The organism is Daejeonella sp. JGW-45 (genome assembly GCF_029360805.1).
Lineage (GTDB): Bacteria > Bacteroidota > Bacteroidia > Sphingobacteriales > Sphingobacteriaceae > Daejeonella.
Map to the genome: position 1 here is coordinate 603,388 of NZ_JARKNC010000008.1, position 14,807 is coordinate 618,194.

The following is a 14,807-nucleotide window of genomic DNA, read 5'->3' on the forward strand; positions in this document are numbered from 1 at the left end:
AAAGTAACGTTTAAGGCATAACAATAATCCTCCTTCCTTCTATCTTGAAGTGAACTTTTCCCGTCAATTCCATGTTGCTCAGAATTGCAGATATATTTCTTGAACGAGAAACCAGTCCACTAAATATTAAATTTTCATTAATCCCTTTTTCATATGACACATCGACGTCATACCATTTAGAAACTTTCCGCATGATACTTGCCAGACTTTCCTCTTTAAATACAAAATCTCCATGTTTCCACGCAGTAACTATCTCTATATCAGCTTCCTGAATTTTTATTTCATTTTTCCCTACAAGCGACTGCTGTCCTGGTTTTAACACTTTATTCTCTAACCCGGTAGAGCTATCTGACTGTATAGATACAAGCCCCTCTATTAAAGTTGTTCTTACTACAGGCTCATCCTTATACGCATTTACATTGAAATGGGTTCCTAATACTTCTATCAATTGATTCCGGCTTTTTACCCGAAAAGGCATCAACTTATTCGATGTCACCTCGAAATAAGCCTCGCCATAAACTTCTACCTTTCGTTCATTCCCTTTAAACCGGGTAGGATAAATGAGAGATGATTCCGCGTTTAACCAAACCCTGGATCCGTCAGGTAAGTTAACCTGATACTGTCCGCCCCGCGGAGTTTCAATAGTATTGTATCCCACCTCCTCATTATCTGCAGCTGATCCTGCATCGGAAATTGTATAAATTAATTGGCCGTCATCGGCTTTTATCACGCTGATACCTGCCTGTCTGGCTACTTCTCCATTTTTGGCATCATTCAGTATAATTTTGGAGCCATCCGACAGTGTTAATATCGCCTTATTTCTTCCCGGACCGATGTCTTGAACAGGTTTACTTTGAACACTTTTAAATTGAGTATCGCTTTTATCATAAAAAAAGTAAGTCCCTATAGATACCAAAATAAAGATGGCGGCAGCGGCGGCCCCGGCTATATAATGTGACCTTGTTTTCTTCTTTGTTAAAAGCTTATGATAAGAAGACTGATCACTTTCACCCGAAGCTTGTGCAGAAGTACTGTCTACAGATTTCATAAATGAATGGTAAATAAGATCCCATTCTTCTTCAGTATGCGACTTATCGGCAGGTATCTCGTTCCAGAGATGTCTTAATGAACTCCGGATATGAGGTTCCATGTCCGACCGGTCTGCTAACCTCAGGAGTTCTTTCAGTTCTTCGCGTGAACAAGAATTGCTTAAGTACTTTTGAAATAAATAATCTAGTCTTTCCTCTGGCATTTTCAGGCTGCCTTTTACTTTAGCAACCAAATAAAAGACGAGAAAAAATGAAGTCAGGCCTAGCGGCTATTAAATTATTTTACCCAAAGAATTAATATTACCAGGAGCGAGTCTGCAGGAGCATTTAAATTCTGACGCATAAAGCGGATTGCGTCAAGCATGTGGTTTTTAACCGTGCCTTTTGACAAATGTAAATGACAGGCTATTTGATCATAAGTCATACCTTGCTCACGGCTTAAGCGGAATACAGCCTGACGCTGTTTTGGCAGTTTCTGCACCAGTGTATCAATGGTGTGCTTTAACTCCCGTAAATTAAGATTTTGATCACTCTCACTGTCGCTTGCTGCCTGTATCTCATACCACACCAATTCTTCCAGCTTCCTGTCTTTAGCTGCCGTTCTAAGAAAGTCAAGCGACTTATTGCAGGCTACTTTGAAGATAAAGCCCTCGAAATTTTCAATTTCCGTAGCCAGATTACGGCTCAGCCAGAGCTTCATAAATACATCCATTACAATTTCTTCGGATGCTTCCCTGGATTTGGTTATTTTAAAGATATAGGCGAATAACTTATCTCTATAAATTTTAAATAAGGATTTCAACACGCTCTCATCGCCCTCAGCAAGAAGATGTAATAATTCTTTCGTATGTACGGTGTAAGACCTCATCAGTACGTAAACAAATATATAATATTAACATCATCATTCGACAGGCCCGATTCCAATAAGTTGGAACAGCTAGTTAAAACTCTGGATAATTTTGATGAAATTGATAATTAGTTTGTATTGCCTGCTGATAAGCACAACTGTCTATTCCCAAACGGGGATAGACAGTCTTCTGGCGCAGGTAAGCAGAAACAATAAGGCCATACAGGCCAACCGGGAATATCAACTCGCAAGAAAGGCCGAATTTAAAACCGGGCTTACACCCTATGATCCGAAAGTAGAGTACGATTATCTTTCAGGTACACCGGCAGGTGCGGGAAACCAGCGTGATTTTACAATTACTCAACAACTGGATTTCCCGACGGTTTACAGCAGTAAAAGAAAACTGTCAGATCAACAATCCATTCAATCCGATCTTCAGCATCGCGTCTTTACACTGGACATTTTGCTAAACGCGAAATTGGAGGCGCTGGAACTCATCTACCTCAACAAGCAGGCGGTTGAGCTAAAACGCAGGCTTGCCCGTACACAAGCTTTGGTTTCAGACTATCAAAAGAAACTTGATAAGGGAGATGCGATTATTCTCGACGTAAATAAGGCGAAGTTACAGCTGCTGAATATTCAACAGGACGTGATGCTGAATGACAACACGATCAGACAGACTCTTACACGGTTAAAAGAGCTTAACGGTGGTATGGATGTGACCCTTACAGATACAATCTATCCTATTGTCGCTCAAGTTCCTGACTTTAAAACGTTGGATAGCCTAATAGAAAAGAATGATCCTATTTTGCAAGTTTATGAACAGGAACAGCTCATCAGGCAGCAGCAGATAACCGTTCAAAAGCGGCTGAATCTTCCGAAGATCGAAACCGGATATCATTATCAGGGAATCCTTGGTCAGAGTTATAAAGGAGTTCATGGAGGAATTAGCATTCCACTTTGGGAAAATAAGAACCGGATAAAAGCGGCAGAAGCAAACTTGAATTACGCCAACTTCAGTGCTATAAACCATCGATTAGAACATCAGCTTGAAAACAAACAGTATTTTGATCAGCTTGAGGTTCGCAAAAACGCAATGGCAGAATATCGTAGATTGCTTTCGTCTCTGAACAATGCGGTATTACTGGACAAAGCTCTTCAATACGGGCAAATCACAATTATACAGTATGCACAAGACGAACGGTTTTATTTTGACTCTTATTCAAGATATTTACAACTTGAAGCAGAATATCATAAAGCTATTGCAAGGTTGTACAAATTCAAACTTACGACCAATTAACCCATCTATTAATGTCCCCCTCCTTATCTTTCAACCGAAACTGGCTAAAAGAGCTGGGCAGTTCATTTACCGTGCTCAGGAGCCGGGTATTTGCAACGCTTTTCTTTTCCCAGGCTATCAGCATGCTCGGCGATGCCTTTACTTGGCTGGGACTTGCTTTGCTGTCCTATCAGTTCGGGCCGGAGCGATCATCGGTTATCATGGCTACTGCGCTTACCTTACGTGTTACTGCATTTATAATCTTTTCCCCGTTGGCAGGCACTTTGGCAGACCGATTGAGCCGAAAGAAGATTTTATACATCACGCATTTTCTGCGCATGGCGATCGTTGCCTGTTTTCCTTTCGTTACCGCTGAATGGCAAATTTACGGATTGGTGTTTTTGCTCAACGTGTTCAATGCCTTTTTTACGCCCACCTATCAATCGGTAATACCGCAGGTCAGTCCCAGCGGTCAATACCGGCAGGCAATCGGGCTATCTACCGCGAGTTTTCAACTATTGGGAGTATTGGGCCCCGGACTGGCGGGAATTTTTGCCGTTTGGTTCGGCCCAAGAGAGATTTTTTACATCGATGCCCTTACGTTTATCATCGCGGCATTACTCATAGTTGCTTTACCAGCCGCGGCTATCAACAGGAACGGGAATCATGCACAGCCGGCTCTTACTGGCTGGCAGGATGTGGCGAAAGGTATTAAACTACTGTTTGGCCAACCCCTAATCCGATTCGGCTTATTTATTGAGTTAGTTACCTCAATAGCCGGAGCACATATTCTGGTCAATTCTGTGGGATACGTGAAGTCAGGGCTCCGGCTAACGGATAGCCATTACGGGTGGGTCATGGGGGCCTTCGGCATAGGAGCTAGTGTGGCTGCCTTTACAGCAGGAAGCCTTGATCGCACCAAAACACGCCGGGTATCCCTGATCGCTGGGGCAACACTGCTGGCTACAGCCATCTGTTTCACGAATTTTGTGGGATACGAACTTATGCTGATATTGTGGGTATTTGCTGGGCTGGGGCAGAGTTTTGCTGAAATGCCGACCGAAACGCTGATCGGTGAAACTATCAGCAAAAATGAGCAGGGAAAAGTCTACGGGTCTCACTTCGCTTTTTCGCATTTATGGTGGGCTTTCGCCTACCCGATTGCGGGATTTGCAGGCAGCCACTACAAGGGATATGACTTTTTGATTGGCGGTATAGTTTCATTAGTATTATTAGCCATGGTATTAGTCCTGTCAAACAGACGGGATCGTACCAAACTGAAAAAGTTATGAAATGGATCACTAGAGAACATCCAAAAATAGATCGCATCGCCTGTCCCTGGTTGATCAAACGCTTTGTAGATGCAAATGCGGAAATTATTTACGTGCCATACGATCAGGTATTATTGATTGCTCAACAAACCGGTGCTATTCCTTTTGATTTACCCGGAGTAGAATATAGCCATTATGAGGATCAATGCACCTTCGATTACATTCTTAAAAAGCATCAGCTGAAAGATCCGGCTCTTCATCGCATCGCGGCCATAGTACGCGGAGCCGATACTGATCGTCACGATTTCGCTCCACAGGCTGCGGGGCTTGAAGCAATTTTTTCAGGATTAGCTTACAACAGTACGAGTGACCGGGATTTGCTGGACCTCGGACTAATTATTTATGACGGCCTTTATAGCTGGGCCCAACATCTGTTTAAAAAGAAGCATACTCAGGGAGATTCCGTCGAGCAGCTGTTACTACAGGTTTACCACCAATACTTAAAGCAAGAAAAAGGCAGCAGAACCCCAGCCTGGGCGAAGTCGCTCAAAGAAATGATCCAGGATCAGTTGGATACCAACATGACTCTAAGCTTGCAGCAAGCATCCGAAGAATTGGAAATCAACCCGGCTTATCTCTCACGCGAGTTTTCGAAGCATTTTGACAATCTTACGTTTGGCGATTATATGCGCAAGTTGCGGATCAAAAAAGCCTGTCAGCTAATGGAAGACAGTGATCACAACCTGACCGAAATAGCTTACCTAACAGGCTTTTCGGATCAGAGCCATTTCACGCGGATATTTAAAAAACAAACAGGTTTAAATCCAGCCACTTACAGAAAAAACCTTCAAAAAAGTAAAAAGGATTCTAAAAGTTAAGAACCTTCTATTTTATGTTTTCATGGGGTCGTAATCTTGTAGGAAGATTATAAAATGAAAATACATCAACCATTAAAGACAGCTACAATAAAGCTTTTGGCTTTAATAACAGCAACTATTTCGTTGCTGTGCCAAAAACACAATTGGACTTTTTCCTAAGAAGGGAAATCGCGATCTTTATGAAAATAGACATTATGAAAAATAGCCCAATATCAGCATTATCAAGAAGAACATGGCTAAAAGCAAGCGCTCTGGCTATAGGTGCCAGCGTCATTGATGTAAAAACAGCCGACGCTTCCTTTCTTGAAATAGCAAAGAAAACACCTCCTTTGACGCAGCAGGAAATAACTTCCATTGAGTCTGCCCTTGGGAAAAAAGGAACATACAAAGAGGCTGAAGCAACGCATACAACACCTCTGCCAAGAAACGATTTGAAAATTACTCTAAAAGGGGAAGCAGTACCTATACCATTCGGTTTTGGGGGCTGGGTTTCTATCAAAAAAACGTTAAACGGAAAATCAGCGGTATTAATGAGTGATTGTGTACTTCTGCAGGAAGAAGTGAATCCATTGATATCTGCCGCGCATGCAAATGGCTTGGAAGTAAGTGCAATACACAATCATTTCTTTTATGAAGAACCGCGGATATTTTATATGCATGTTCATGGAATGGGCTCTCCTGAAGAACTCGCAAAAAAATATGCAAATGCAATAGCACAGACCAAAATTTCGCCTAAAAATCAACCCCCGGCAGGACCTCCCCCAGCCAGAATGGGAAGTGATATTTTCAACGTGACTCAACTTAACAGTATAGTGAAATATGAGGCAGCAGTAAATGGGCCAACCATAAAGTATACTATTGGAAGGGATGATCTAACCATAACCGCTATGGGAGCTGAAATGACTGCATCTATTGGCTTAAATTCCTGGGCTTCGTTTACAGGATCAATGGACAAAGCTTACATAGCCGGTGATATTGCTATGCAGGAACATGAGGTCAATGCGGTGGTTAAGTCCCTTCGATCGAATAACATTGAAGTTGTTGCACTTCATAATCATATGCTAGGAGATAACCCCAGGATGATATTCCTTCACTATTTGGGTAGCGGGCCTGCAGCGACGTTGGCTCAAAGCTTCAGAAGTGCATTAAATCAATTGGGTAAAAGCAAGGGAATGAATATGATGCATTAAAAAGGGCTATATAAGCCCTTCATCAGAAAATGAGAAATAACCTTCTGCTGTGAGGATTATGTGGTCTAACACAGCTATATCCAGGAAACTTCCAGCTTTACATAATTTAGCAGTTAACTGTTTATCTGCCTCGCTTGGTCGTAGATTACCCGAAGGATGGTTATGGGCTAGAATAATTGAAGTAGCATTCCCTTTCAAAGCTGTGCTAAATATCACTTTGGGATCAGCAACTGTACCTACAATACCCCCGGTTGATACTTCAAAGATTCCCAAAACCTTTTGAGCACGGTTCAACAGCATGATTTTAAATTGCTCAAGCATCTCGATACGAGTATTATCCCAGTGGCTTGCAAAACATTCATAGACATCTTTAGAGGTTGATACCATAGGTCTTTGAGACGCTCTAATCTTTGGGATATAGCTTACAGTTATTTCAGCAACCTTGAACACTTCATTCACATTTCTTACAGTTTCCATAATTTCTTTGATTTAAGAGTTAAGAATTAATTATGGCGCTGTTCCGGCTGTAGAGCGGACTAAAGGCAAAGTGGAGATTAAAAAAATGTGGAGGCTCCGCGATAGCGGATACCCATTTTTTTAATACTACTTTGGCGGAGCGAACCTGTGTCCGCGATGGCCGAATTTCGTGCAAAATGATTAATATTAATTCGGGAATTGGCTTGCAAAAATGATATTGTGGGATATACAAAGTATAAGACAATATTGCTTTCTTCATAGCAATATTGAATTGTTTCAATTTTGATCATTTATTTGATGTTTAAAAAATAGGATTATGAACATTATCAAAGACCTGGAGAGCAAAATTATTGCAAACATTTGCGGCGATGAGGAAGATGATAACCAGTTGGATTCATTGATTGAGGTTAATGCATGGTTTGAACCTACTACAAGTCAACAATGTAGCGAGCTTTCATGTGCTATTCAGAGTTTAATTACCAATAATAAAATCTGCGTAACGTTCGAACAAGAATCAAGTGACTATATTGTTGATGAAGCAGTTATCTATTCTGCCTTAATTGATAAAAAGCACCTATTTCTAAGATTCACTCAACTGTTCAAAGAGCAAATAATTCTTTGGAGAAAGTTATCTAGGGAATTGATAGAAAAGGAAAGAGAATTAGAACTGCAAACCATAAAAGACGTTCAGCATATCTACGAAAATAAAAAATCCATTAAGAATTCTATTGAGCGAGAAACGGGGACTAACTGGTTTCAGAAACTGTTGGGCTTTATTTTATTTTTGGCTTTTTTGGTGTTTTGCGTGGTAGTCTTACTTCCAATTATATTAAACTTAATATTAACACCAATGCGTTAAAAATCTGACAGCGGATTAAACATGCAGTTCGAAGATAATAATTGCAATTTTTATTTTCACTTTAATTCTTCAGCATTATTTAAGTCACTTTTTCTTATTAAAAATGGTGCATTCTCTAATTTTAAATATCTCATTAAACTTATTCTGTGCTGCCCATCCAAGACCTTCCAATACACATTCTTAATATAAACGATTTCGGGTGGTATTATCTTCTCACCACTTTCAATAAATTCTATTAAACTTACCGTAAAGTGATCTAGAAATAAGGTATTTTGAGGGAATCGCTTTTCGCCATCATGTTCAAGTTGTTGTACGACTTTATTCACATTTAAATATAAAACCTCATAATCCTCAATATTACTTGAAAATTCCGTTCTAAGTTTATGCATTGGCATTTGGGAAATTGAATTTGTAAATCTCATTTCTAAATTGAATTCACCTGCAATTATTTTATCCTCATAATATTTAATTTTTGACTCTATCCCTATATCCATACAATAGATTAATATTTAATATAAAATACAAAACTTTCCAATTAGAACGAAACTAACCGTTGGTCACTGGAAGAATTGTCCTGATCGCTCTCATCTTTTGGAATATTTATATCAAGCTTTTTGAGTTCGTCTTTAAACAGCTCTTCAATATCCTGTTTAATCCTAATATAATTTTCCTGAATGTCTTCCGGTGTAACCTTTGCTATCACGGGAATATCATTATAAGCTTTTTCTTCTTTATGAATAGCAAAATGATCATTTAAAATTTCATTGTGGAACATCTTTAAGGAAATTTTTTGATCAGGGTTGTCAACAATAATCCCAACGAACTCACCGGAAGACAATGAAGCAATTTTCGCAGCTGGTATAGCATAATCAAGTTGTGTAGATTTTGAAACGGACGTATCAGAGCTATTGATACTTCGGCTTTCTCTATCCTGCATGATTTTTCCAAAAGTTTCAGATAGCTTCCTTGCTGTATCACCTGTAACTTGACCACTAATGATATTACCAACAATACCTGTGATAACCTCTGCTTGTTCTGCCCCATAATCCTTTTTTAGCTGGCTAAAGTCCTGTACAGCTAGAGCCGTAGCTACCTTGTTACTCCTTGCTGTGGCTATAAGGCTGTCCATATTATTAAAATAGATAGTTGGGAATTCATCAAATACCAGGCTGCTTTTTAGCTGACCTTTACGATTTACAAGCTTTATCATCCGGGATATATAAAGTGATAGCACGGCACCATAAACTTGTAGTTTTTGTGGGTTGTTTCCCACACAAACGATTTTAGGCTTTTCGGGATTATTTATGTCAAGAGTAAAGTCATTACCGCTTAGTACGTAATAAAGTTGTGGGGATGAAAGTCGGGCAAGTCCGATTTTAGCACTGGCTATCTGCCCTTCAAGCTGTTCTTTGGCTTTATTCTGAAAAGCAGAAACGAAGGGATTGATCAATACCTTTATCTCTTCCTGTTGCTGCAGTATGGCAAATAGCGGATCATAATCGGCCTGCATTAGCTCTATCACATGTGGAAGAGTACAATATCTGCCATCTTGATATTTGCGCAAATACCATATAATAGCCGTGAGGAAATTGATAGGTGATTCAACAAAGAAATCTCCCTGTTTCCTGATCCAGTCTCGATTTAGCCCAAGCATTATAGTACGGCTAGCCTCAGTTGCATCGGTTATATCCTCCATCCCGGACGGATCCAGTGGATTACAGCGATGTGTCCGGTTCAGATCTTCAAAATTGATTACGTAGAACTGAGGCTTTACCTTATAGTTGTTTCGGTATTTGAGCAGCTTATTATAGGCAATCCTGCTTAGATCATCATATTTAAAGTCATATAAGAACATGGAAAAACCTTTTTTAATATGCTGATCAATAATATGCCTGATAACAAAATATGATTTACCTGATCCCGGAGTTCCGGCTATAAGAGTTCCTCTAAAGGGATTAATCAAATTGATCCAGCTATTCCGCTTTTTACCTTTTAAATTATAAATAGCGGGCAGGTTAACAGAATATTCGTTTTCCAAAAGCCGTTCTTCCTGGGGGAATGTTTCATTTTCAGCATTAAAAATATCTGAATTTAAATTAATCCGGATAAGCCGGGACAGTAAGCCTCCACCTGCAAGGATAAGCAGGTAGCCAAGCGAAGTGAGACCGATATATAATATGGCGATCATGACTGCCTGTGAATTCAGATAGAAACAGAATACGCTTATAAAATATAATAGCAGTCCTGTAAATAGGTAAGCTCCAATAGCATTCTTCTGTATCTTTTCATCCTTTCGGCCTTTATTACCGACCAGGGATATGAACAAAAATAGCAGAGCAACGAGTTTTGGTTTGAGGAGGTCGCTAAATAACCCGGTCTGGGATATGTCGGCGATAATACGGTCAGTGATTTCCGCTGTCCAACCCCAATTCCTAAAAGCTTTGTAGCAACACAGGTAAAAATGAAGTGATAATATAAAAATACTTATTAAGCGAGTAAAATCTATGATCTTCCTTAATCCTTGTACGTCTTCTCCGGTATTCATGTTATTATCGTTTAATATTTAATCGCTTCTTTTTTTTAGGTAGCATAGGTGAAGTATCAGGATGCTGGCTATTAAGCAGGTCCTTCAAGTAGTTGACTGGAGCAACTGATTCGACATAAGTGTTTGCCTCTTCTTTGTCTCTAAAATAAGTTCGTTGAGGTCCGGTCGGTTTGAGATAAACTTTCGGCTGGTCAGTTGTTCCTAATCGCTCAGTTATACTTTTAGCGCTATACGCTTTGCCCAAATCACTGCCGTTGAAAACGGTTTTATTGTCATGATCTATAAAAGTAGCTCCATAGATAAGTCCTTGTTCATTCTGCCTGAGGATAAGGCTAATTCCACTCCTTCTAAGTTCGCTTATTAGTGTATTTTGAGTTAGCTGGCTATACTTTTGGAATATTCGGTCTAATCTGGCAGCCAGGCTACGCTTGTGGGGCCGTCGCTTTTCCTCATTCGTCTCGAATTTCTTTTCGATATTACGGAGCGTTGGCTTATGATAGAAATCGCTTGCCTTTATAGGTACTCCCGTCTTATTTCCATTACGATCCAGTAGAAAATAAACTAGTCCTTTCTTCCGGAACATTTCAGTATTTTCTTTACCGCGATCGGCTACAACATTGAATTGCTTGAGCACTGCATTAAATTCGGCAAGTGAAGTATAGCTGTAGGAGTTCATTACAGCAGTTACTACGTTGCTTATTACTCTCTTTGTAGGCAAGCGACCGTAGAGCGCTTTTTCAGGATCAGCAGCTTTTATTCCTGGCTCGGGCTTAAATGATTTACTTTCCGCCCTGATCAGACCAAAGTCTTCCTCCACAGCCTTCCGGGCCGGTTCAGAAAGAGTCCTCCCAATGTTATGCAGGTTTATAGATGTGCCATCTCTGCGGATACAGGTGGTGACGATATGCAGATGCTGGTGGGCAACGTCACAATGCCGATAAACTAGATACGGCTGGTCTCCAAAGCCAACTCGGTCCATATAGCTCATAGCAATCTGTTGCATTTTATGCTCGTCAAGCTTCTCCGCGACGTCGAAATTTAAAGTTATATGCAAAGCATTCGTCTTCACACTAGGTTTAAGTTCTATCAGATGCTGGAACCGCTGCAGTTTCGTCTCAAAATTCATCTGGTTAACCTCCCCTGCAAAACCATTTGCCAATAACAGGGTAGCTTCGCTGCTTATTACCTTGCTTTCATTATAGCGCAATATTCCTCGAATACTCTTACCTATTACGATTTTTGTAACCATTTTGCCGCCAGTTCTGATACAATCGTTAAAAGCCTGTCAACCTTCACATCAACCTCTTTATATAAGTCTGCTACTTTCAAAACATAATACGCCCGATGCATACCTTCTTTATCCTGATTAAAACTGCGCGTAATCTGATTGATATTTATACCGATAGATTTGAGTTCTTTTCGGATTAAGGCTAGTTCTTCCATTGTGCTGTTCATTGAAATATCTTTATAAAACAGCTTGACCTTTCGATTGGATAAAATACGTCGTGCTACTTCACCAATACTATTCAGATTCCCATCCTTACGGATTTCTTCAAGGCGGTCGAAAACGGGTTTCGAAACCCGGATGATAATCGGGTGGCTTAATACGCTATCTTGGTCAGTGGCTTTCTTTCTTGGCATTTCAAAACTTTTATGGAGGTTCAAGCTTCACGAGTTCCGAGTGAAGCCCAGGCCACAAGGCCTGGCAAAGAGATTTCCGTATACGGAAATACATCTTTGCTAAGCCCCCTCGGGCTTGAACGCTCCTGTTCCAGAAGATAACTTTGGCTGCTACTTATAAGCTGTTTTTATTCGAATTTTTATTGCTTGTCGCTCATGTCGGTTACAGTACCATCAAGTGGAACGAACGATCGGAGAAGTTGTCGGATCTTTTGCCTGGGTTCCGTTTTGATACGCTTTATTCGCAGGTGAACCCTGCCATTGAAAGGCCGGCCCTGAAGTTCATGGATGCTTTTAAGATTTTTCATAACTATCTGAATTGATAGCCAAAAGTGAGAAGCATCAGGAGTAAGAACACGAAAGCATGACGGAAGGTCCGTAAAATTCTTTAACAGAATTAAATTGAGAATTGATAATGTTTTAACCCAACTTTGGTTGGTTCTACTAATAAGCCACTACCTAACTGCCCCAATCAGACTACATATTTATTTCAGGGACCTTCCGTTGTAGTTGCCCTCTACTTCTATCGCGGTCTTACACATTTGCCTTTATCAATAAAAGGCAAGTGAGTTATGATTGTAGTTAAGCGATCGGTGACACCAGAAAAGGCGGTGGAAATCCTTCGGGAACATGGAACAATTGTTACAATTGAAGAAGCAAAAATAATTTTGGATTTTATGTACAATTTTAGTAAATTAGCTATTAATCAGATAGTTACAAAAGCAAAACCCAAATAAAGCTGCGATGGAAAACACAAATTTGCTTCACTATAGAGACAGAAGAACGCACAAGCCTAAACAGAAGTCTAAGCTAACCAATATACCGACTGATACGCGAAAGGTAGCCTTCTTATACATCCGGGTTAGTACTGATGAACAAGCAGACCGGGGATTCTCACAAAGAGATCAAGATCAGCGACTACACGAATATTGTGAACGGAATAACATTAGGGTTGGACGGGTAATCTATGAAGATTTTTCGGCTAAAACCTTTAAACGTAGACCGGCATGGACGCAAATGTTATCTGAACTCAGAAAGACAAATGGTAGACTTTGCGACATGATATTGTTCACAAAATGGGATCGATTTAGCCGAAACACCGCTAATGCTTATAATATGATCGATATTTTGGCAACGTTAAATATCGATCCAAACGCCATCGATCAATATCTGGACTTGAAAATTCCAGAAAGCAGGATCATGCTTGCAGTATACATTGCGCAAGCTGAAGCTGATAATTTAAGAAGGGGTTTAAATGTAGTTGTGGGGATGCGAAGAGGTAGACTGGAAGGACGTTGGATGGGAAAGGCACCGGCTGGTTATATCAATCGAGTTCAGGATAAAACCAAATACATTGAAATTCATGAGCCTGAAGCTAGCCATATGCGATGGGCATTTCAAACCATCGCCGAAGGGGCGTTCGGCACAGAGGCTGTTTGGAGACTAGCAAAAGAAAGAGGACTGAAAAGTACAAGAAATACTTTTTGGGCGAACATCCGAAACCCTGTGTATTGCGGAAAGATCATTGTCCCAGCTGATGAACATAATGAACTGTTTCTGTCAGATGGGAAACATACTCCAATTATAAGTGAAAAACTGTTCTGGGAAGTTCAGGATGCACTTAATGGTAGAAAGAAAGTGCAGCGCTTTCGTCTTGAAACGCCATTAACCCTTCCGTTAAGAGGATTTCTAACTTGCCCTGATTGTGGCCGTGTACTTACCGGTAGCGCATCTAAAGGTCGCCCCGGCCGTTATTACTATTACCACTGCAAAGCGCCATGCAAAGCACGATTTAAAGCTCACGAAGTCAATGAAGAGTTTGAAAGAGACTTGCACAAGTTTGTACCCAAACCTGGCATGGCAGAGTTGTACAAGGAAGTAATTTTGGATGTTACTAAGGGCAATGGGCAAAACTTTGAAGTTGAGCGTAAAAAGCTGATTACAGAAATTTCAGATCAGCAAAATCTCATCACAAAAATCAGAGCTATGCTTTTATCCGATGAGATCGACCCGCAAGATTTCAAAATAATGAAAACACAATGTGAAGAAAAAATAGTCAGACTTGAAGCGTCGTTAAAAGACTTAAAAGAAAATAATGAAGCAAAAACTGATCTAAGCGCAATAGTCGATGAAGCACTAATCCGGCTCAAAAAGCTAGCAGAACTATATAAAAACGGCAGTATTGAGCAAAAAAGGTATATCATCGGTTCGATCTACCCTGAAAAATGGACAATTTTTGATAACGAAGGTCGAACCGCTAAAGTGAACCCCGCAGCCCTCCTTATCTATCAGATTAACAATAAGTTATGGAATAAAAAAGCCGGAGTTAGAACTAAAATTAGAACTAACTCCGGCTTGGTACCCAGCGCCGGAATCGAACCGGCACAGTTTCCTATCGGTGTTTGAGACCGACGCGTCTACCAGTTCCGCCAGCTGGGCTTTTCATTGGCCACGCTTACATATTACAAATAAGCTCCAACGAGCTACAAACATAATAAAATTTTAATTATTAATAACCCCCGGATATTTCTGAGTGACCCGCAAAATTACCGTATTGCCTCCCGGTGGCTCAGGAATAATCCACGGATTACCTGTTCAGGTCTAAAAATTTAGTGTTTGAGACCGACGCGTCCACCATCCCGATAGCTATCGGGACCGCCAGCTGGGCATTTAATTGGTCATACTCATATATTACAGATAAGCCCAACGAGCTACAAACATCATAAAATTTT

General features: G+C 40.4%; 13 protein-coding genes and 1 tRNA gene. 5 read left to right on the plus strand and 9 right to left on the minus strand.

Annotated elements, in window-relative coordinates:
• Window positions 1–10: 10 nt before the first annotated feature.
• Window positions 11–1,252: a FecR family protein gene (locus P2W76_RS12255; RefSeq protein ID WP_276348116.1), complete on the minus strand. Its 1,242-nt coding sequence runs from the start codon at window positions 1,250–1,252 to the stop codon at window positions 11–13.
• Between the two features lie 74 nt (window positions 1,253–1,326).
• Window positions 1,327–1,917, minus strand: coding sequence for an RNA polymerase sigma-70 factor (locus tag P2W76_RS12260; protein WP_276348117.1), 591 nt, complete (start codon window positions 1,915–1,917; stop codon window positions 1,327–1,329).
• A 94-nt stretch (window positions 1,918–2,011) separates the two neighbouring features.
• On the opposite strand from P2W76_RS12260, the gene P2W76_RS12265 reads away from it, so the two are divergent.
• The 4 genes from P2W76_RS12265 (at window position 2,012) to P2W76_RS12280 (ending at window position 6,514) form a co-directional block, all read left to right on the plus strand.
• Entirely contained in the window at window positions 2,012–3,196 is a 1,185-nt protein-coding gene (locus P2W76_RS12265; RefSeq protein WP_276348118.1) for a TolC family protein, read from the plus strand.
• An 11-nt stretch (window positions 3,197–3,207) separates the two neighbouring features.
• Window positions 3,208–4,467, plus strand: coding sequence for an MFS transporter (locus tag P2W76_RS12270; RefSeq protein WP_276348119.1), 1,260 nt, complete (start codon window positions 3,208–3,210; stop codon window positions 4,465–4,467).
• Window positions 4,464–5,324, plus strand: a complete 861-nt coding sequence (locus P2W76_RS12275) for a chromate resistance protein ChrB domain-containing protein (protein ID WP_276348120.1) — start codon at window positions 4,464–4,466, stop codon at window positions 5,322–5,324. Before P2W76_RS12270 ends, P2W76_RS12275 begins: the two co-directional genes overlap by 4 nt.
• Before the next feature lie 128 nt (window positions 5,325–5,452).
• Complete coding sequence (locus P2W76_RS12280) at window positions 5,453–6,514, plus strand: DUF1259 domain-containing protein (RefSeq protein WP_276348121.1); 1,062 nt, start codon at window positions 5,453–5,455, stop codon at window positions 6,512–6,514.
• Window positions 6,515–6,520: 6 nt separating this feature from the next.
• On the opposite strand, the gene P2W76_RS12285 is transcribed toward P2W76_RS12280, so the two are convergent.
• Complete coding sequence (locus tag P2W76_RS12285) at window positions 6,521–6,991, minus strand: JAB domain-containing protein (RefSeq protein WP_276348122.1); 471 nt, start codon at window positions 6,989–6,991, stop codon at window positions 6,521–6,523.
• A gap of 316 nt (window positions 6,992–7,307) precedes the next feature.
• On the opposite strand from P2W76_RS12285, the gene P2W76_RS12290 reads away from it, so the two are divergent.
• A complete protein-coding gene (locus P2W76_RS12290) occupies window positions 7,308–7,850 on the plus strand; it encodes a hypothetical protein (protein ID WP_276348123.1) in 543 nt (180 codons plus the stop codon).
• Between the two features lie 56 nt (window positions 7,851–7,906).
• Here P2W76_RS12290 and P2W76_RS12295 read toward each other — a convergent pair whose 3' ends face one another.
• The 6 genes from P2W76_RS12295 to P2W76_RS12320 form a co-directional block, all read right to left on the minus strand.
• On the minus strand, window positions 7,907–8,344 hold the full coding sequence (locus tag P2W76_RS12295) for a hypothetical protein (RefSeq protein ID WP_276348124.1): 438 nt from the start codon (window positions 8,342–8,344) through the stop codon (window positions 7,907–7,909).
• 41 nt (window positions 8,345–8,385) lie between these two features.
• Window positions 8,386–10,395 (minus strand): conjugal transfer protein MobC, encoded by a 2,010-nt coding sequence (mobC, locus tag P2W76_RS12300; RefSeq protein ID WP_276348125.1) that lies wholly within the window; start codon window positions 10,393–10,395, stop codon window positions 8,386–8,388.
• 4 nt (window positions 10,396–10,399) lie between these two features.
• On the minus strand, window positions 10,400–11,644 hold the full coding sequence (locus P2W76_RS12305) for a relaxase/mobilization nuclease domain-containing protein (RefSeq protein ID WP_276348126.1): 1,245 nt from the start codon (window positions 11,642–11,644) through the stop codon (window positions 10,400–10,402).
• Entirely contained in the window at window positions 11,626–12,036 is a 411-nt protein-coding gene (locus P2W76_RS12310) for a plasmid mobilization relaxosome protein MobC (RefSeq protein ID WP_276348127.1), read from the minus strand. Before P2W76_RS12310 ends, P2W76_RS12305 begins: the two co-directional genes overlap by 19 nt.
• Before the next feature lie 179 nt (window positions 12,037–12,215).
• The gene (locus P2W76_RS12315; RefSeq protein WP_276348128.1) at window positions 12,216–12,383 is read right to left on the minus strand and encodes a hypothetical protein; all 168 of its coding nucleotides are present in this window, start codon (window positions 12,381–12,383) and stop codon (window positions 12,216–12,218) included.
• Window positions 12,384–14,431: 2,048 nt separating this feature from the next.
• A tRNA-Leu gene (locus P2W76_RS12320) sits at window positions 14,432–14,514 on the minus strand.
• Window positions 14,515–14,807: the final 293 nt, after the last annotated feature.